General features: G+C 60.5%; 19 protein-coding genes and 1 pseudogene. 4 read left to right on the top strand and 16 right to left on the bottom strand.

Going from position 1 to position 19,052, the window contains the following annotated elements; all coding sequences use genetic code 11:
* Nucleotides 1-165: 165 nt before the first annotated feature.
* From ADJ79_RS12580 to ADJ79_RS14810, 4 genes are all read right to left on the bottom strand, one after another.
* Nucleotides 166-474: an RHS domain-containing protein gene (locus tag ADJ79_RS12580; protein WP_050716259.1), complete on the bottom strand. Its 309-nt coding sequence runs from the start codon at nucleotides 472-474 to the stop codon at nucleotides 166-168.
* Nucleotides 475-489: 15 nt separating this feature from the next.
* On the bottom strand, nucleotides 490-831 hold the full coding sequence (locus ADJ79_RS13480; protein WP_172674088.1) for an ankyrin repeat domain-containing protein: 342 nt from the start codon (nucleotides 829-831) through the stop codon (nucleotides 490-492).
* A 359-nt stretch (nucleotides 832-1,190) separates the two neighbouring features.
* Entirely contained in the window at nucleotides 1,191-1,418 is a 228-nt protein-coding gene (locus tag ADJ79_RS14815) for a hypothetical protein (protein WP_156304243.1), read from the bottom strand.
* Nucleotides 1,419-1,426: 8 nt separating this feature from the next.
* A complete protein-coding gene (locus ADJ79_RS14810; protein WP_156304242.1) occupies nucleotides 1,427-1,798 on the bottom strand; it encodes a hypothetical protein in 372 nt (123 codons plus the stop codon).
* Between the two features lie 28 nt (nucleotides 1,799-1,826).
* Here ADJ79_RS14810 and ADJ79_RS15080 point away from each other — a divergent pair, with 28 nt between their 5' ends.
* Together ADJ79_RS15080 and ADJ79_RS15075 are read left to right on the top strand one after the other, a co-directional pair.
* Nucleotides 1,827-2,138 carry a Spy/CpxP family protein refolding chaperone gene (locus tag ADJ79_RS15080; RefSeq protein ID WP_172674087.1) on the top strand — a complete coding sequence of 104 codons (312 nt, stop codon included), beginning with the start codon at nucleotides 1,827-1,829 and terminating at the stop codon, nucleotides 2,136-2,138.
* Complete coding sequence (locus ADJ79_RS15075) at nucleotides 2,060-2,392, top strand: Spy/CpxP family protein refolding chaperone (RefSeq protein WP_172674086.1); 333 nt, start codon at nucleotides 2,060-2,062, stop codon at nucleotides 2,390-2,392. The genes ADJ79_RS15080 and ADJ79_RS15075 overlap by 79 nt, the downstream gene beginning before the upstream one ends.
* Nucleotides 2,393-2,976: 584 nt before the next feature.
* On the opposite strand, the gene ADJ79_RS12565 is transcribed toward ADJ79_RS15075, so the two are convergent.
* From ADJ79_RS12565 to ADJ79_RS12525, 12 genes and pseudogenes are all read right to left on the bottom strand, one after another.
* A complete protein-coding gene (locus ADJ79_RS12565) occupies nucleotides 2,977-3,396 on the bottom strand; it encodes a hypothetical protein (protein WP_172674085.1) in 420 nt (139 codons plus the stop codon).
* Between the two features lie 226 nt (nucleotides 3,397-3,622).
* Entirely contained in the window at nucleotides 3,623-6,310 is a 2,688-nt protein-coding gene (locus tag ADJ79_RS12560) for a DNA internalization-related competence protein ComEC/Rec2 (RefSeq protein WP_050716255.1), read from the bottom strand.
* A 188-nt stretch (nucleotides 6,311-6,498) separates the two neighbouring features.
* Nucleotides 6,499-6,648, bottom strand: a pseudogene (locus tag ADJ79_RS13470) (IS5/IS1182 family transposase); the annotation flags it as partial.
* A gap of 121 nt (nucleotides 6,649-6,769) precedes the next feature.
* The gene (locus ADJ79_RS13465; protein ID WP_216597132.1) at nucleotides 6,770-7,057 is read right to left on the bottom strand and encodes a hypothetical protein; all 288 of its coding nucleotides are present in this window, start codon (nucleotides 7,055-7,057) and stop codon (nucleotides 6,770-6,772) included.
* A gap of 598 nt (nucleotides 7,058-7,655) precedes the next feature.
* On the bottom strand, nucleotides 7,656-8,579 hold the full coding sequence (locus ADJ79_RS15300) for a hypothetical protein (protein ID WP_216597131.1): 924 nt from the start codon (nucleotides 8,577-8,579) through the stop codon (nucleotides 7,656-7,658).
* Between the two features lie 140 nt (nucleotides 8,580-8,719).
* Nucleotides 8,720-9,145 carry an Imm63 family immunity protein gene (locus tag ADJ79_RS12550; RefSeq protein ID WP_050716253.1) on the bottom strand — a complete coding sequence of 142 codons (426 nt, stop codon included), beginning with the start codon at nucleotides 9,143-9,145 and terminating at the stop codon, nucleotides 8,720-8,722.
* Nucleotides 9,142-10,101, bottom strand: a complete 960-nt coding sequence (locus ADJ79_RS13455; RefSeq protein WP_172674083.1) for a TNT domain-containing protein — start codon at nucleotides 10,099-10,101, stop codon at nucleotides 9,142-9,144. Before ADJ79_RS13455 ends, ADJ79_RS12550 begins: the two co-directional genes overlap by 4 nt.
* Before the next feature lie 352 nt (nucleotides 10,102-10,453).
* On the bottom strand, nucleotides 10,454-10,747 hold the full coding sequence (locus ADJ79_RS13450) for a hypothetical protein (protein ID WP_216597130.1): 294 nt from the start codon (nucleotides 10,745-10,747) through the stop codon (nucleotides 10,454-10,456).
* Entirely contained in the window at nucleotides 10,732-13,950 is a 3,219-nt protein-coding gene (locus tag ADJ79_RS12540) for a LysM peptidoglycan-binding domain-containing protein (RefSeq protein ID WP_050716251.1), read from the bottom strand. The genes ADJ79_RS13450 and ADJ79_RS12540 overlap by 16 nt, the downstream gene beginning before the upstream one ends.
* 347 nt (nucleotides 13,951-14,297) lie before the next feature.
* On the bottom strand, nucleotides 14,298-14,837 hold the full coding sequence (ruvC, locus tag ADJ79_RS12535; RefSeq protein ID WP_050716250.1) for a crossover junction endodeoxyribonuclease RuvC: 540 nt from the start codon (nucleotides 14,835-14,837) through the stop codon (nucleotides 14,298-14,300).
* Between the two features lie 134 nt (nucleotides 14,838-14,971).
* Nucleotides 14,972-15,604, bottom strand: coding sequence for a bifunctional nicotinamidase/pyrazinamidase (pncA, locus tag ADJ79_RS12530; RefSeq protein WP_050716249.1), 633 nt, complete (start codon nucleotides 15,602-15,604; stop codon nucleotides 14,972-14,974).
* A gap of 73 nt (nucleotides 15,605-15,677) precedes the next feature.
* Nucleotides 15,678-16,409, bottom strand: coding sequence for a nitroreductase (locus ADJ79_RS12525; protein WP_050716248.1), 732 nt, complete (start codon nucleotides 16,407-16,409; stop codon nucleotides 15,678-15,680).
* An 80-nt stretch (nucleotides 16,410-16,489) separates the two neighbouring features.
* On the opposite strand from ADJ79_RS12525, the gene mltB reads away from it, so the two are divergent.
* Entirely contained in the window at nucleotides 16,490-17,566 is a 1,077-nt protein-coding gene (gene mltB, locus ADJ79_RS12520; protein WP_082203318.1) for a lytic murein transglycosylase B, read from the top strand.
* Nucleotides 17,567-17,683: 117 nt separating this feature from the next.
* Complete coding sequence (locus ADJ79_RS12515) at nucleotides 17,684-19,051, top strand: NAD(P)/FAD-dependent oxidoreductase (protein WP_082203415.1); 1,368 nt, start codon at nucleotides 17,684-17,686, stop codon at nucleotides 19,049-19,051.
* The last annotated feature ends 1 nt before the right edge of the window (nucleotide 19,052 follow it).

The raw sequence follows: 19,052 nt of genomic DNA, 5'->3' as shown, positions 1-19,052 counted from the left end.
AAGGAGCAGCTGAACCCGGATAAATTTTTACCGCAATGAGGTCCTCCGCATAAAACAGCAACGCCTTTAAGTCCTGCCGTCAATTGGAGCCCTTGCCCAACCCGCAAACAGGTTCGGACATAAGGACATGCCTCCTCCGTGTTCACATTCAAAAGGGACCCAAAACTATATCAAGCCCCAAAAAGTGCATAAGCCGTAACACCCATCTCTCCGCCAAACCATACTGATTTGCGTTGCGCCAAAGCTCTCTGCGATGGCCTTCCAGCTGGTTTGCCCCTCTTTCGTCGTCGCCAATATGGGCGTTCCCAAATGGTCCGTGTGCAGCCAGTCATAGCGCGCCTTTGGGTCCGTCAGGCTGCCGCCTGGCGTTTCGACTTGCCACACCGGATCAGTGCTCCACAGGCCCTGCTGGGCCGCTACCGGGTTGAAGCCGTAGGCCTTGGTCATTTGCCCCTTCTCGTCGGTTTCGGCCATCAGGCCCAGCGCTTATCATTTTATGACAAGAAGCTCTAAAGGTTTCTGTCCAAAATCATTCAATATAGATAGATCAGCTCCCATTTTTATCAAATACAGCGCAGACAAATAGCTTCCTTGTTCTACCGCCTCATGCAAAGCTGTATACCCATGCTCTCCTTTTTTATTAATAGGAACTCCATGATTCAATAGCTCTTTAATCATATCAACCCTATTCTGACACGCAGCCACATGCAACAAAGTGTCTCCATAACTATTGCAAGCCAATTTATCGGAAACATCTACTCCAATCCAATCCGGATAAGTAGTCACATCTTTAATGAATACATCAAATTCATTATTTCTGGCAATTATCACAGCACTCTCCAATATTATTTAAACAGACATGACAATTGATTAATGTTTAATGAGGCATAACAAAATTACAATTCTTGAGAACCAATAAAGCTCCTCATTATTTTAATAAAACTATTCTTTTTTGTGATAGCACAAATTTTATTGCATTTGAATTCAATGCCTCAGATCGAATCCACTGATCTGCGCCGGCATTCAACAAAATTACAGCATGCACAAAAGCGTCATTATTTATAGCCATCATTAACAGATTCAATCCAGTAGAACAAAAGATGTTCACATTAGCCCCAGCGGCTATGATTGGCCTCCACATGCGAACCGAAGAAAATCCAGTTTTCCTATAGGGAAAAGAGCAAGAAATATCAACTGATCCTCTTCTTTTTTACATTAACTCTTGCACCATTTTCCAACATAAGATCCAGCAGATCATCCCGGCCAACATTTAAGGTGAATTCAGAGAAATGTTTCAAAAACCTCTCTTTAAATTTTTTATATTCAACACTGTTTGAATAAATAGACCGCCAGTCCACAAGATTTAACTTAATTAAATCTATTTGAACTGCCAGCAGGTACTCATGCACTCCATTCATTTTCAATTTCAGCGGCACCCGAAGTAATTTATAGAAATTGCCTCCATACAAATTGGCATCTTTCTTGTGATATCTGCTAGCTGATGAATATGCCCATCGTTGGGGCTTGGGTTATCATCGTAGTCGTGACTCATTGAAAGCCTTAAAGTGTAACCAGCACTTAAAAAAGTCATTTTCTCTTGAGTAATCACACAAGACTCTTTGCAAGGCGCACAGGTCGTCAAAGAATACCAGCCCGGCCCGCGCCGGGCTTTTTCATGGCTGCGCAAACGGCGGCATTTAAAAAACTTCAATCCCGCGCGCTGCGCGAAACATGCGCCCGACACACTGGCAGGCATGCCGCACTGCAAAAACCGGCGGCGGCATTTCATCTTCTTCATGAAACCTTCTGACGAAAGGAAACGCACCATGCTCCAACGCAGCAAATCCTGGCTGGCCGTTGCCCTGATGGCCGCTGCCGCAGCCGCCGCCACGGCCCAAACACCCATGCCCGCATCGGGCGAAGCCTCGGCCCAGGCCAGCGAACAACGCGCAAACCCGCGCGAAGCAGACCGCCGCGCCGAACGCCGTGCAGAACGCCACGCCAAACGCATGGCCGATCTCAAGCAGCGTTTGCAAATCACCAGCGCGCAAGAAGGCGCGTGGAACCAGTTTGTCAGCGCCATGCAGCCGCCCGCCCGCCGGAGTCCGGCGCTGACCGCCACGCGTTCGAGCGCCTGACCACACCCGAGCGCCTCGACCGCATGCAAGCCATGCAAACCGAACGCCAAAACCGCATGGCCGCCCGCAACCAGGCCATCAAACAGTTCTACGGCCAGCTCAGCGCCGAACAGCAAAAGGTTTTTGACCAGCAAACCGCGCGCGGCCACGGCCACGGCCCCGAGCACGGCCCCCACAAGGCATGCGGCGGCAAAGGCCATCACGGCGAAAAGCATGGCGAGAAGCACGGCGAAAGCCACGGCGGCAAACACTGAACGCGGCGGCGGGCATCCGCCGCGCGGCATGACTGCCATGCGCCTGACGTTGTTGCGTCAGGCGTTTTTTTGGCCTGCGCCAGCCCGGACCAGGCGCGCTTTGCTCCGTTTTCAGGAGCAAATAAAAGGCCACAAAAACACCCCATCGCACGGTTTGACGGGCTTAGATGCTATTGAATCAGTAGCAAATTGACGGAATGCTGCCGCTCTGGCGCGCCCAAGCCGCCATCGGGCCGCAAAGCCCATCCGCGATTTACTTTTTGCCGCCAGACTTTGAACTGGCTCCAAGCGGCGCGCCGCAATTCACGCACCGGAATGCAAAATAATTGCGTCTTCTCCCAAAGAGATGGAAGAGGTATTCGCCTTCTGTTTCCAAGGCTCTCTTTCCGCAATGCGGACACTTGAAACGAATGAAAATAAAAGTGCAGAGAAAGCCCACACAAATAAACGAGTAACTCAGTGTCTGAAACAACAGCGCCCCCGTCCTTGTCGTCATGAAAGCCCCGTCAGTAATGAAATTCAGCAGTATGCAAACAAAAAAGCAAAAAAAATAGACCAGCGTCAGGTTCCTGAGTGCGAACATATCAAACCTCCGTTTTTGCCTCACATTTCATTTTCGAGCGCATGGCTTGCAATGAATCCAGCGCCCTGGACTCCAGAAAATTTCCATCCGCCTTCAAAAATCCATCTGCCGAGCTGCAAATCCATTGGGCAAATCTTTTTCCGTCATCATCGCCATCAAAAAACCAGGCCCAATCATGTTCCACAAAAGACAATTCTGCGTTCAGCATGATATTGAATCTTTTTACATAATCCCGTTCCGGTGGATGTTCCTTCTTCATGGCGCGCATCAACATCAAATAATCATTCAATCTTACGGAGGAATAATAAATCCTGTCCCTGAGATATTCATTTGCCTCATGAAGGCGAAAAGACAGATATCCAACAAGAACAATCATGATTGCCGGCAGCAACGAAGCAGCCATCATTTTGCGTTTTTCCATCATTTCAACCCTTTCAAGCGTTGAATCCAAAAATCAGCATGGGCGCACAGGGCATTTTCCATCGTCTTGTCTGGCTAGGGCGGCTCGCGGCCTATTTTACCTTTTTGCTATTTGATTGATAGCAATAGGTCCTAGAGAACCGTGCGCTACCGGCGTTTCTCGGGGTCTGAATTCGCTCTTCTTTTTGGAGCGTTTCAGATGGCAGGGGTGATGAGCGCAGCCTGCTTCATTGGGTCTGTCGCCCGTCAGGCGTTTTCCCAGCGCCTGCTTTCAGGGTTTGCAAGGCTTCATCTTCTTTTTCAGGCCGCGTGCGCCAGGGCCATTGCCATTTTTCGCGCTGGCGTTCGCATTGCAGTTGCGCGGGCTGCCAGCTTTGCCAGAGGGCTGCGCCGCAGTAGGCGGTGGAGGTGGCGGCGATGCCGTGGCGGGCATAGCGCGCCAGTGTTTGCGGGGCGGGGTGGCCGAAGCGGTTGCGCCAGCCAGCCTGGGCGATGGCGTGCGCGGGGCGCACGGCTTGCAAAAAGGCGTCGGTGGATGAGTGGCGGCTGCCGTGGTGGGGCATGAGCAGCAGGTCGGCGCGCAAGCGGGCGGCGGCGCCCTGGCGGGCGCGGGCGGCCAAATCCAGCTCTTGCACGGCGGCAATGTCGCCGGTAAGCAGGGCAGCGCGGCCATTGCGGGCCGTCACGCGCAGCACGCAGCTCAGGGCGTTGCCGCCCGCGCCATCAGGCTGCTGGCGGGCGCGGGCGTAGTCGGCAGGCAGGGGGTGCAGCACGGCAAATTGCACGCCGTCCCACGTCCAGCTTTGGCCAGCCTGGCAGCGCAGGGCGCGGCGTGCGCCGGTGAGGGCGGCGTTGTCAAACGAGGCCATGAGCCAGGCGCGCGGGGCGGCGGCCAGCAGGGCCTTTGCGCCGCCGGCGTGGTCGCTGTCGCGGTGGCTGATGAGGATGCCGTTTGGCTGCTCGCCCAGGGATTGCAGCAGGGGCGCGAGGATGCGGCGGCCCGCGTCGCTGGCGCTGCTGTAGCGCGGGCCGGTGTCATACAGCAGCGCATGGCGCGCGGTGCGGATGAGCGCGCCGCCGCCCTGCCCGACGTCGGCGGCCAGCAGGTCAAAGTGGCCGGGCGCGGGGCGCGGCGGCTGCCACAGCAGCAGGGGCAGCAGCAGCGGCAGACCCGCCATGCGCCAGCTCCACGGCCAGCGCAGGGCCAGCAGCAGGCCGCCTGCCACGGCGGCCAGCCCCATCCAGGCGGGGGCGGCGGGCAGGGTGAGACTGGCCCAGGGCCAGCCGGCCAGCCACTGAAGCCAGGCCATCAGCGGCCCCAGCGCCCAGCTCGCCGCGTGCCACAGCGGCGGGCACACCATGCCGCCCAGCGCCAGAGGCGTGACGATGAAGGTGACCCACGGAATGGCCAGCAGATTGGCCGCCAGCGCCACGGCGGAGGCCTGCCCGAACAGCACCAGCCCCAGCGGCGTGAGCGCCAGCGTGATGCGCGCCTGCTCGCGCAAAAAGCGCCGCGCGCGGCGCCACGGGCCGGGCGCTTCATCCGCCCCGGAGGCAAAGCCGCCCGCCGGCCCGTCGCTGGCAAACAGCATGCCCACGGCCACGAAGCTGAGCCAAAAGCCCGGTTGCAGCAGCGCCCACGGCTGCAGCGCCAGCACGGCAGCGCAAGCGGCCAGCCAGGTGGCTTGCCAGGGCCAGCGCAAGCCCGTCAGCCGCAGCAGCGCCACGGCGGCCAGCATCAGCACGGTGCGCTGCGCGGGCACGCCCCAGCCGCTGAGCAGCGCGTAGCCTGCCGCCAGCGCCACGCCGCCGGTCAGCGCCGCCGCCGGGGCGCTGACAACAAGGCACGCGCGCCAGCCCAGCCGCGCGCTGGCGCGCCACAGTCCGCCCACTGCGGCAGCCGCCAACCAGGCAAACAGGGTGATGTGCAGGCCGGAGATGCTCATCAGGTGCGCCACGCCCGTGGCGCGGAACACGTCCCAGCCGTCCTGGCTGATGGCGTTCTGGTCGCCCACGGCCAGCGCGGCGACGATGCCCGCGAGAAAGGCGCGGTCAGGGGCGCTGTCAGACGGGCGGTCAAACTGGCGGTCAGACGGGCGCTCAGGGGCGCGGCCTTCATCCGCCAGTTCTTCATCTGCTTCTTCCTCCGCCGCTGCTTCCGGCGCATGGGCTGGCCTGCCGGAATCCGCTGCATCCCCGCCCTGCCCTGCCAGCCGCGCCAGCAGGCGGTCGCGCAGCGACTGGCGCAGCTGTTCAACGGGATGCGCAAGCGTGCCCGCCAGCCGCCGGGCGCTGGCGGCGTCTTTCACCGGGCCGGTGGCGCGTATGCCTTGCTGCCACAGCCAAAGCTCTGCATCAAAGCCATTCGGGTTGGCCTCGCCATACGGCGGGCGCAGGCGCGCCGTGAGCTGCCAGCGCTCACCCGCCCGCAGTGCAGGTGCGGCGCTGCCCGGCGGCACGAACCAGGCCAGTTGTAGCAGCCGGGGAACGTGCAGGGGCGTGTTGCCGGGCCATGTGGCGGCGCTTTCAGCCTCCAGCACAAAGCGCAGACCCGTGGGGCCGCGCTGCGGCATGGCGGCAACGATGCCCGTCAGCCGCACATCGCCCGTTTGCGCTGCGGCTGGCAGCGTCTGCGCCATGCGGGCGGCCATGTGCGCGCCCGCCGAACCCCAGCCCGCCGCCGCGCCGGAAAAAACCAGCAGGGCCAGCGCCAGCGGCTCAAACGCTGGCAGCCAGCGGCCATGCCGCAAGCGGCGCAACAACCCGGATGCCAAAGCCGCCGCCACGGCCAGCGCCAAGGCCGCACCGCTGCACTGCGGCGGCACAGGCAAGGCAGCCAGCACCTGACAGGCTGTGCCTGCCACCCAGGCCGCCAGCCACGCCAGCAGCCCCGCGCCTGCGGTCTGGGGCTTCATGCGGCGCTTTCAGCGCGGGGGGCTGGCCCGCGCCCGCAAGAACGTTCTCGAAAACGCCTGTAAAAACGCCCATGAAAGCGCCCGCCAGAACATCTGCCAATGCGTTCATTCATGCGCTTGCCTGCGCGCCTGTTTGATTCGCTGTGGGCGGCCATAGTCCATCTTTTTAAAAGCCTGAGAGCCTATCTTCAAAGTGATCCCAAAAGCCCGGCCATGCACCAAATGCAAGCGATCCTGACGAACGCTTCAGCTGAAGTCACGCTGACCTCGTAGCCCTTGCTCAATCTTCTCGATTGGCTCAGCCAGGCAAAAGCTCTCTCCACAATCCAGCGCCTGGGGCTTCACCTCAAAGCCATGCCGCTGACAGAATGATTTATTTGCCATAGTCGCCATGGAAAACTCATATCCAGCACTGGCGCATGCGCAGCGGCTGCATTGGTCTAGCGGATGGCCAGTCATTCATGCGGGCGGGTTACCCGCTTCCGGTTTCTTCGGAAGAAAAACCTTGACTGAAACTTCGCCTGTAATCCGGTTTACACGCGCCTCGGTTAATACTATTGCATCTTCAGGGCGCTCGCCAGAGAAATACAACTCAAAAATGCCATATTCATCTTCAAGGCGAATGCCAAGAGTAAGATCATCGTCTCTGCCCGAAGGCCAAATATAATTCTTTAACGCATTACGCGTAGCCTCTTTAGCAATGGGCTCCATTTTTTTTACATCTAATTTACGTATCTTTTTTGTCATGGCTTCCATCCTTGCAAACTATCTCCGCCAGGAGTGAATATTATTGCATCTCCCCTGCTATTTAATATTCGACTCCTTGGGCGATCCAGAGTTTCGTAGCCAAATCTCTGATGCCCCATAGCTCCCAAGACACTCCTATCACCACTTGACGAGCACAATACATGAGGTGTTTCTCCAGGATGGGTATGTGAAGACCAACGCCACCCTTGGCGAGCCAATTCACGTCCCATTTCTGGAGTAACGGGCACAGAAGTGTGATTGCCGCGAATAATCAGCCTGCGTCCGCCGACAGAGAACATGACAAATTCATCTTCAGTGTCGGCGTTTGATGCAATTCAATTGCACTAATAAAAATTATGGTTTTCTTTCTGTAGCTTCTTGCAGTGCGCGAGCGCCCGCATCTGTTATCCAATAGTGGGGTTCTATTTGGCCCTCTGCTTTATTTGCAAGGACATATCCCCTATCAACTAGAGAATAAAATACGCCAAGCAAATATCCATCATTTAGATCGAGCCACCCATTCCTTCGCGCTGCCCTGTCAAGGGTATAAAAATTAAATTTTCCAGCATTATCACAAATCAATTTGATTAGTAATATTTCACCAGGCTTTAGCATGTATCACCTCCGGATGGTAAAGCATATTGTCATTCAATCTGTAGTCTTCCAGCGTGGCTGTATGAGTGTGATTCCATAATATATGCCTTTCCATTGGATCTTCTGGAACGCCTGATTCCCAACCCAAACGCCTATATCTGACATATTCCCTCAATTCATGCGTGTAGTAATTCAAGTCCCACTCCGTTGGTTCCAGTGAGCCTTGAGCAATCCTTCTGAGCCGTTCGATCATGAAGTTGTTGGCTTCATCTGGTTGAAATCTTGAGACATGTCTTTCCATGACATCAATTCCTCGATTTGTAATGCGAACGCCTTCGGTGGACAGATTGCGCACAGGTCCGCCTGCTTGCGTCGGGTCAAACTCCCTGCCGCTTGCGACTCCATGAACCATACGTTCCGGGTCGCCATATGCAGAACTTCTCGGGCCATGCCCGCCAGATATGGGAATGTCATTTCCAATATTCCCCGGTGATGTTCTTTCCTGTCTGAAGGGGTTGCGGATGCCACGATACAGCGCCACTACATCCGCCCCCACATCCCTACCCATCCCAGGCAAGCGATTAAGCCGCCCAAGCGCTGCGGCTCCCGCTCCGCCCATCATGGCACCGGCCGCTCCATTGGCATAAAGGTCCGCTGCCATGTCTGTGAGCGTGCGGCTGCGCCAGTAATCGCTGGCCGCCCGCCCAATCAGGCCCGGGTCGCTCATCACCTGGCTCAGGCCATCAGAGATTTCTCCGCGCACACGGCCATCAAGCAGCGAAACCGTGCCTGCCGTGCCTTGCATGAAGCTGGTGAATGACCGCGCCGGGGCGCGCGCCAAGGCAGCCAGTGCTGTCACAAGGCCGCCGTCATCGGCTACGGCAGCCTCATCCAGCCGGTCTATGACACCCTCTCCCCACTGCCGCATGTTGCGGTTCAGGCGCTGGCCCCAGCTGGGTTCAGCTGGCTGCTTCGCGGTTGAAGGGGCCGGGCTTCAGTCCGTGCACACTGGATCAATGGCTGATCTGGCCAAACACAAGAGCCATTCGAATATATTGATCTTCTTGTTTATCGCATCAATCTGCGCTTCATGACTTCATCATCAAACGGATTATTTTTCAGGATTTCATCCAGTTTGCTTTTCTTTAATTGACGCCAGGATTTGTTTATTATCCCAAACAATTCCAGCTCCTTGGCAAAGGCTATTCTTCGTGGATCACGTTGCGGATCTCTGTGCTCCAATTCGTAACTATAAGCCATATTGGATATAATAATTTCCATTATCCAGTAAAGTAATTGTTCCCCGTCTTTCGTCTTTCGCTCCTCAAAGATCATGCCCCTCTCCTCGAAAATATATCTATAGCCACCTTCGTCAACTACAACAAACGGCGTTCCATCGCCTTGCGGTTGATCGAATACTGTTAACATCTGCGGCGGCGCATCTATCATGGCGCCATATGCTTTTATTTGTTGTCTGATTTGATTAATATTCATCTCTTTTCTACTCTAGCAATATAATCGTTGTCAAGCAACCACTGTACATTGACTCGCGTTCCAACATTCGGGAGTATTTGAACGCCTCCGCCAGGTTGCCCAAATGCAGGCGCAATTTCACCTTCCAGCACCGGCAAGGGCTTGATGACTTCATATACATAAACATTGGACGCTCCTGCTCTGGGAGCCAATGCCCTGGCATCAAACGCTGTTCCTGCGGGAGCCAGAAAACTCCCAACCGGTTCACCTACTCGGTCAAGCAAGACGCCCCTTTCCAGTACCAGTTCACGAGGTTTTCCAATAAATCCCAAGTTTTCAGGCCACTTCCACCCAACTCCATCTTGATATTCAATATATTGAAGACCATCATCCACCCGATGATTGAGTTCGGTTCGGCTAACTGAAGATTCAGTAGGAATGCTTGATCGAGTGCGAGGAGGTCTGGGCTGGAGAGCTTCTGCAGAAGATATTTGTTGCCTGCCTGCACCCTGTCCTCTGGTCAGCGCATTTTCTTCAGCAGGCAACCTGATTACTGGCCGCGTCAAAGCCGCAGGCCCCAGCAGTCCATTCATTGCAGCTGCGCCATGCAGCGCCGCTTGCAGCCGGGCCACGTTGGCGTCACTGGCATTTGCCGCCATTTCGCCGCGCGCCCAGTACTGGCCCGCCAAGCCGGCATTGTTGAGGCTGTTGTAGGCCTCTGTGCCTAGCGCCTCGACCATTGCCAAGGGCGTGACGCCCAAGCCCAGGGCAGCGTAAACCGCCCTGTCCATCCAGCTGGCATCCGGATCCATCATGCCTTGCGTGGCCATGCGCATGCGCTCCTGATAGAAACCATGCGCGGGGGCATAGAGGTTCTCAACAGGCGGCAGCGGAGCTTGCGGCCTTTCAGCGGAAGGGCTGTGGCTTGTTTCAGGCCGCGCAGCTTGCGGTAGCCCCAGCCTTCTGGCGTTTTCCACGGTCGGCGCCCAATCCTGTGGCCTGGCCCACTCTGGCAGCGCTGGCTTTGAGGGCCGCATGGGCGTTGCAGGCGCAGCAGGCGCTTGCGCGCGGATGCGCTCGATCTGCTCTCTCAAGTTCAGCCCGCGCGCGTTGCGGCCTATGACTTATCCGCTCAAACAAACGGTTGAGCCGGGCCAGCTGAGTGGCCTTTAATCATCCGGCAGCCAAGCCCGCAAATGCTACCCAATTAATGGAACAAGAACTTCGAGCTTGACGCAATGATTTATTTGCCATAGTCGCCATAAAGAACTCATATGCAGCGCTGGCGCATGCGCAGCGGCTGCATTGGCCTAGCGGATGGCCAGTCATTCATGCGGGCGGGTTACCCGCTTCCGGTTTCTTGGGAAGAAAAACCTTAACTGAAACCTCGCCCGTCTTTCTGTTAACTGTTGCCTCACTGATTACAATAGCGTCTTCCGGTTGCTCCCCCGCTATATATAATTCAAATCTGCCACATTCTTTGTCATGATAAATACCAAGCACCAGATTCTCAAATGATAAATTTGGACGAGAATACCCTTTCAACGCCTTGCGCGTTGCCAATCGTGCTATTTCCTGCATTTCATCCAGAGAGAGGATATTTTCACCTACCATGATGTCCATCCTGTATAAAGATCTCCATTGTGATTGAACATGATGCGTTGCCCGATCGAGTTAAATATAACGCTGCGACGGCCTTCCATAGCAAACAGTACAGCCCTATCACCACTTGACGAGCGCAATACATGAGGTGTTTCTCCAGGATGGGTATGTGAAGACCAACGCCACCCTTGGCGAGCCAATTCACGTCCCATTTCTGGAGTAACGGGCACGGAAGTGTTATTGCCGCGAATAATCAGCCTGCGCCCGCCGACAGAGAACATGGCAAATTCATCTCCCGTAGCTGCAGTGAGCGCCACCAAATCTCGCTGGCCGAAGTTATTTCCCACAATGGCGCGTGAGCCGAATTCAGGCAATTGTTCCAAGACTGCCGATTGTCTTCGATTCAGTTCGCCATAGCCTCTAATAATGGCTAAAGGGTTTCCTCGCGTTGGGCTGGATGAAATACGCAATGTGATTTGTGGGGATGGCCTCGCAATGCTGTCCGCAATACGCATGGCCGCCTGGCCAATTTCCCCCACATCCCTACCCATCCCAGGCAGGCGATTTAGCCGCCCAAGCGCTGCGGCTCCAGCCCCGCCCATCATGGCACCGGCCGCTCCATTGGCATAAAGGTCTGCCGCCATGTCAGCGAGCGTGCGGCTGCGCCAGTAATCGCTGGCCGCCCGCCCAATCAGGCCCGGGTCGCTCATCACCTGGCTCAGGCCATCAGAGATTTCTCCGCGCACACGGCCATCAAGCAGCGAAACCGTGCCTGCCGTGCCTTGCATGAAGCTGGTGAATGACCTTGCCGGTGTGCGCGCCAAGGCGGCAAGTGCTGTCACAAGGCCGCCGCCATCGGCTACGGCCGCCTCATCCAGCCGGTCTATGACGCCCTCGCCCCACTGCCGCATGTTGCGGTTCAGGCGCTGGCCCCAGCTGGGTTCGGCAGGCTGCTGCGCGGTTGAAGGGGCCGGGCTGCCATGCTGGGCTTCAGGCCGCGCAGCTTGCGGCAGCTCCAGCCTTCTGGCGTTTTCCACGGTCGGAGCCAAATCCTGCGGCCTGGCCCGCTCTGGCAGCGCTGGCTTTGAGGGCCGCATGGGCGCAGCAGGCGCTTGCGCGCGGATGCGCTCGATCTGCTCTCTCAAGTTCAGCCCGCGCGCGTTGCGGCCTATGACTTGTCCGCCCAGGCGCGAGAGTTGCTCGATCTGGCTGGCGCGCAGGCCATCCAGAGGCCTGGCTTGCAGGCTTTGCCCGGGGCGGATCAGCGGGCTGCCCCAGGCGTTGGTGGTGATTTGGTTATCGGCCATCAGCACCGGCAGGCCCGCCCTCCAGCGGCTGCCGTAGAGCTGCCGCGCCAGGCTCTCCAGCGTGTCGCCTGCGGCCACGGTGACAGATTGCGCGGCTGGCCTTGTCTGCTGCGGCTGCGCGGCTTGCGCTGGACGCCGCCTTTGCGTTTCAGCGCCTTGCGTGCCGCCTGATGTTCGCGCTCCTGCGGCATGGCCTGCATCGCCGCGCTGCATGACCTCGCCCAGAAATGAGCCAAGAAAATCGCTGGCCATGCCCGCCGCTGCGTTGCCTGAGGCCACGGCGCGCATCGCGCTGGCGGTGGCGCGCGTGAGCAGTCTCAAGGCGTTGGCTTCAGCGCGTGAAATGGCGTAGGGCGGCGGTGTCGTCTGGGCTGTTGCAATGTGCCGGTCCATGTAAACCGTCATCTCCTGCGCCAGGCCAGACACCAGTCCGCTGGTCAGGCCGTCCCGGAAGCGCCCGCCCATGACTTCTTGCAGCGCGCCCTGCAAGCTTGCCCGGCCTGTGTGACTGAGCAGCCGCTGGGCAAAAGTGGACTCGGCGGGCAGACGAATGCCGGGCAGGGCTGTGATGCCGCCCGTCACGCCGCCAGCCAGGGCCGACTGCAAAAGCTGACGGAAGTTGATGCGGCCGTTATTGGCCAGCTGCATCGTGGCGTTGCCAATGGCCGCTCCTGCCGCGCCTGCGCCGATGGCTGCGCCTACCGATCCATTGGCCGCCGCTTGCGTCATTGCAGCCAGCGGGCCTGCGCCGAATGTGATGGCCGTGAAAGCAGTGGAAAAAAGAACGGCGCCAAAGCGGTCGAACCAGTCGCCCTTGAGATTGCCGGCCTCCGTCGTCCAGCCGTGCATGGGGTCGAACCAGACCGCCTGGGAATCATTGAGGCGTGCAGGGGCGTGCGGATTGACGGAGATCTCGCGGCCAGCCGTAAAGACAGTTGGCACGCAGGGCGTGGTCGAAGGCCTGTCCGAGTTGGACGTTTGCAGCCGCCTGCGGCCCAGCATCCATGTGTCCTGCGGGAACGGGCCGTCGTCTGAACCTGGGACTAGCCGCAAGGGATCAGCGCCATACAGGTGGGCAAAAGCTCTGCGTTCAGGCGAATCGCCTGCCGCGTAAAACCGGGCGAAGGCCACGGGGTTGAACTCAAATCCGCTGTCGCCCAGACGACCCGATGGGGAGCGCCAAAAGCCCAGGCGTGCCTGCTCGCGGGGATCAGGCACAAGCGCACCTGATCGCGCCTGATCAGTCATTGCCCTGAGAAACTGCGCATCCACCTCTTTTTGCGCTCTGGCGTATTGATCCAGCCGCGCAGCCAGATCAGGGCCGTAGCGCTGCACGATGCTGCGGCTGACGTCGTTGTCCGTCCTCATGGGCTGCAGCTGGCCGCCAAAGCGCGCCGCCATTTCCTGCGCGGCGGGATCGGCCAGCAGCATTTCCATTGTGGCGATTTCAATGGGGGAAGCCGTGGGCGCCGAGCCGGAAACTGCGCCGCAAGCGCCGACGGGCGAAACGGGCGCCAGCTGCTCGCCGCCGATGATGGGGGGCGAAGGCTTGTAGGCAATAGGCTCTAGATCCATCGGCACTTGCACGGGAGCCTTGTGATTGAAGATCAGCCCGGAAACAGGCCCGGGAGCTGGCCCGGCAACCGTGGCGATGGGCGAGGCAGACAGATGAACCGCAGGCTTGTGCGCGATGGGCTGGGCGGCCAGGTCCGTCAGCGTGGCGCCGGGTGTGAGCGGTACGTCAGACACGGTAAGGTAAGGCGGCAGCGCAGGCGAGGGGCCTGAATGAGGCGGCTGCTCATGGCCGTGCGGCTCGCGCCGGGGCGCTGCCGGGGCGGGCGAGGCGCTGGGAGCGGCAGGTGACGGCGGCGGTGGCGGCAGTGGTTGCAGCGGCTGGGGTGAAATGGTCACATTCATGAAGGGCCTCAGCAAAAGGAAAGTTTGAAAACGAAAGCGGGGCAGGCTGTTACGGTGCGCGTATGCGTATTAATGCGTGCGAGTGCGTCTGCTAATCGCATTCGGCTGCGACAGAGGCCTTGGCGCTGAAATGTTTCACATTTTTGGGCAGGCGGCACGTTTGTCAGGGCTTGTTTGCGATCTTCAAACGGTTTGCAGGCGCGAAAAACGCCGATTCGCGCGCTCTTGAGCGTTGCAAATCCTCGCTGGGCAGCCATTGGGCCGCAAGACCCGTTTGCGGTTTGCGCCTTGTTGCCCAGCCCGAACTGCGCGCTTTTGCTCCTCATGGCCAGATAGCCAACAGGCCCTCAGCGCTGGCGGTACATGCTGCCGGCGCGGCGCGTCTGGCCGCTGGCGGCTTGCAGGCGGGCAAGGGAGTGGCTGACGTGGGCGTGGGTGATGGCCATGCCGAGCGCGTCGGCGGCGTCTTGCCGGGGGGCGGCGGGCAGGGCGAGCAGGCGGCGCACCATTTCCTGCACTTGCGCTTTGGCCGCGCGGCCGTGGCCTGCCACGGTTTGCTTCATTTGCAGGGCGGTGTATTCGGTGACGGGCAGGTTTTGCGCGACCAGCGCCGTCACGCAGGCGCCGCGCGCCTGGCCGAGCAGCAAGGTGGCCTGGGGATTGACGTTGACGAAGACGATTTCGACCACGGCCACGTCTGGGGCGTAGCGGCGGCAGATTTCGCCTATGCCGTCATACAGGAGCTTGAGCCGCGCGGGCAGGCTGCCCTGGGGCGCGTCTGCGGTCTGGATGACGCCGCTGGCCACGTAGGCGAGCGGGCCGCCGGCTGCATCCAGCACGCCGAAGCCGGTGGTGCGCAGGCCAGGGTCGATGCCGAGGATTCGCATGGTGAGCTGTGGCGCAAGGCGGCTGGGGCGCTACATGGACAGGAGCAAATATGAAGGGGGCAAAATGCCTGCCTGCGCAGTTTCCACTAGGACCTCATGCTATGGTTAGAGGAGCAAATTTAGAGGGACAAACCTCAACCGGCCAGCAGGCTTTGCGAGCTGGCGCGCTGCACGCCGGCGGCGTTCATGTCGGCCCAGGCGCGGGCTAGCGAGCCGTTCAGGTCGATGGCGCGGCAGGCGTCTTCCACCACGGTGACGGCAAAGCCGGCGGCGCGGGCGTCCAGCGCGCTCCAGGCCACGCAGTAGTCGGTGGCCAGGCCGCACAGGTAAAGGTGGCGGATGCCGCGCGCATGCAGCCAGGCGGCCAGGCCGGTGGTGGCGGCGCGGTCGGCTTCGGTAAAGGCGGAGTAGCTGTCCACTTGCGGGCGGCAGCCTTTGCGCAGGATGAGCTGCGCCTGCGGCACGTGCAGCTGCGGGTGCAGCGCCGCGTCAGGCGTGCCCTGCACGCAGTGCGTGGGCCAGAGCACCTGGGGGCCGTAGGGCAGCTCGATCACGTCAAAAGGCTGGCGGCCCGGATGGTTGGCGGCGAATGAAACGTGGCTGGCGGGGTGCCAGTCTTGCGTGAGCACGGCGTTTTCAAACAGGGGCGCCATGCGGTTGATGACGGGCACGATGGCGTCGCCCTGCGCCACGGGCAGGCCGCCGCCGGGCATGAAGCCGTTTTGGGCGTCGATGACGAGCAGGGCGCAGTCGCTGGAAAGTGGCATGGCTTTTGAGATGGAAAAGGCACAAGAAAAGCGGCCCGGGTGGCATCAGCGGCCCGGGCCAGGGCGGGTGCGTTCAGATCAGGAAGCGGACGAAAGATTGCACCGGCTCGCGCGCGGTGTGCAGGGCATTGACCGGGTCGGACTCATCGGCCCAGCCCAGGGCCAGGGCGCCCACGATCATTTCGTTTTCGCCCGCGCCGATGTGGGGCATGATGATGCTGTCAAAGCGGTTCCAGGCCGCTTGCGGGCAGGTGTGCAGGCCGCGCGCGCGGGCGGCGAGCATCACGCTTTGCAAAAAGCAGCCGTAGTCCAGCAGGCTGCCCCGGCCCATGATGCGGTCGATGGTGAAGAACATGCCCACGGGCGCATCAAAAAAGCGGAAATTGCGCTGCTGCTGGGCGTGCATCTTGTCTTTTTCGCCCTTGCCGATGCCCAGCAGGCCATACATGTCCAGGCCCACGGCGCGGCGGCGCGACAGGTACGGCTCCACCCACTTGGCGGGGTAGTAGTCATACGGCTCCGGGTAGCGGGCTTCCAGCTCGGGGTTGTCGCGCAGCTGGTCGTGTGCGGCGCAGACTTTGTCCACCAGCGCGTCACGCGCGGCGCCTTGCAGCACGTACACCTTCCAAGGCTGGGTGTTGGTGCCTGAGGGCGCGCGGCTGGCCACGCGCAGAATGTCTTGCAGCATGGCCTGCGGCACGGGCCGGGGCAAGAAGGCGCGGGCGGAAAAGCGGCTTTCAATGGCGGCGTCCACGCTGGCGGGGTCGGCAATGGCCGGGCGGGCTGTTTCGGGGGTATGGGGCATGGCGTTGTCTCCTTCAGGGGTGCACAAAAGAAGCTTCATTCTGCCTTGCGCGGCGGAGGCGGCGGCTACATTCGCGCTCCATGTATTCCCTGACCCGACGCCGTTTCGCCCTGGGCGCGCTGGCCTGGTGCGCCAGCGGCCGCGCGCAGCCAACGCCTGAAGCGCCGCAGGCCGAGCCGTATGCCTACGCCACCCATGAAAACGCCCTGCTCTGGGCCGAAGAAGCCGCCCGCCGGCACGGGCTGGATGCGGCCTGGGCGCGGCAGACCATTGCCAGCGCGTGGTTCAACCCGGGCGTGCAGCGCCTCATGCGCCCGGCCGCCTACAACCAGGCCAGCAGCGCATCCAGAAACTGGCGCGCCTACCGCAAGCGCTTTCTCACGCCCACGCACTTGCAAACGGGCGCGCGCTTTTGGCAGGCCAACCATGCGGCGCTGGCGCGCGCCGAGGCGCAATTTGGCGTGCCGGCGGCGGCCATCATGGGCATTCTGGGCGTGGAAACCATTTATGGCCGCAACGTGGGCAAGTACCGCGTGCTGGACGCGCTGGCGACGCTGGCTTTTGACTTTCCGCAAGAGCACCCGCGCGCGCACCAGCGGCAAATCTTCTTCGCGCGCGAGCTGGCGCACTTTCTCGTGCTGTGCCAGCGCAACCGGCTGGAGCCTGGGCTGCCCGAAGGCAGCTACGCGGGCGCCATGGGGCTGCCGCAGTTCATGCCCTCAAGCTGGCTGCAATACGCGGTGGACTTTGACGGCGATGGCCGCATTGACCTGTGGAACAGCCCGGCCGACGCCATCGGCTCGGTGGCCAATTACTTTCGCGCCTTCGGCTGGCGCCCCGGCCTGCCCACGCATTACGCCGTTCAGCTTCAGCCGCAGGCCGATTTGCGCGCGCTGCTGGCGCACGACATCCTGCCCACCTTCAGCCCTGCCGAAATGGCCGCGCTGGGCGTGACCCTGCCCGAAAAGGCGCAGGAAAGCGCCGGGCCGCTGGCCTTGATCGAGCTGCAAAACGGCGACCCCGCCCGCCCCGGCAACGAGCCTGACTACGTGGCGGGCACGGAAAACTTCTACGTCATCACCCGCTACAACTGGAGCGCCTACTACGCCATGGCCGTCATCGAGCTGGGGCAGCAGCTGGCGCAGGCCAGAGACTGAAGCCGCCTGATTCATCCTGCCCGCAGGCCGGATTGAAAGTCATTGTTTTTGAGGCCGTTGCCAGCGGGCGGACTCCTACAATGAGCCTTTCATTTTCTTGATCAGTGGTTTTGCATGATGGAAAACACCTACCCAGCCGCTGGCGGCACGGCGTCTGAAGCCGCCTCCTCTTCCTCTCCCCTGCAATGCGATGTTCTGGTCATAGGCGGCGGCCCGGCGGGCAGCACGGCGGCCACGCTGCTGGCGCGGCAGGGGCACAGCGTGCTGCTGCTGGACAAGGACCGCCACCCGCGCTTTCACATTGGCGAATCCCTGCTGCCGGCCAACCTGCCGCTGTTCGAGCAGCTGGGCGTGGCTGATGAAATACGCGCCATCGGCATCACCAAGCATGCGGCCGAATTCGTCTCGCCCGCGCACGGCAACCGCAAGCAGGCGTTTGAATTCGCGCAGGCGTGGGACAAAACCATGCCGTTCGCCTACCAGGTGCGCCGTTCGGAGTTCGACCGCATCCTGCTGGACAACGCAGCCCGCAGCGGCGCCCAGGTGTTCCAGCAATGCAAGGTGGAAAGCGTGGACCTGGAAGCCACCCCTGAATGGGCCGAGGCCCGCGCGCGCCATGCCGACGGGCGCGAAATCACCTGCCGGGCGCGCTTTGTGGTGGATGCCTCGGGGCGCGACACCTTCCTGGCCAGCCGCATGAAGATCAAGCACAAGAACCCGCGCCACAACAGCGTGGCCGTGTTTGCGCACTTCGCCAATGCGCGCCGCAACCCCGGCGCGGCGGAGGGCAACATCACCATCTACTGGTTCGATCACGGCTGGTTCTGGTTCATCCCCTTGCAAGACGGCGCCACCAGCGTGGGCATGGTGACCTGGCCGTATTTCATGCGCACGCGCGGCGAGCGCAGCCTGCGGCAGTTTCTGCTGGACGGCATCGCCCAGTGCCCGCCGCTGGCCGAAAGGCTGCAAGACGCGCAGATCGTCCACGAGCCGGAAGCCACGGGCAATTTCTCCTACCTCAGCGAGCGCACGCACGGACGCAACTACGTGCTGCTGGGCGATGCGTTCGCCTTCATCGACCCCGTGTTTTCCTCCGGCGTGCTGCTGGCCATGCAAAGCGCATTCGCCGCTGCCCGCGCCATTGACGTCTGGCTGAAGCAGCCTGCGCAGCGCGCGCAGGCGCTGGCGCAGCTGGACCGGGATATGCGCCACGGCCCGCGCGAGTTCTCGTGGTTCATCTACCGCATGACCACGCCCGCCATGCGCGACTTGTTCATGGGGCCGCGCAACACGTTTCGCGTGAAGGAAGCCATCATCTCCCTGCTGGCGGGCGACATCTACGGCCAAACGCCCATCTGGCGCTCGCTGCGCGTGTTCAAGGCCATCTATTACCTGACCTCGCTGGCGCAGCTGCCCACCTCGCTGCGCTCCTGGCGCTGGCGCAAGCAAGCCATCCGCACGGTGGATGAAGCCCCGCAAGGCTGAG

It is taken from the genome of Ottowia sp. oral taxon 894 (assembly GCF_001262075.1).
Taxonomy (GTDB): domain Bacteria; phylum Pseudomonadota; class Gammaproteobacteria; order Burkholderiales; family Burkholderiaceae_C; genus Ottowia; species Ottowia massiliensis.
The sequence above is the reverse complement of the archived record's forward strand: the minus strand, read 5'-3'. Positions and strand labels throughout refer to the sequence as shown.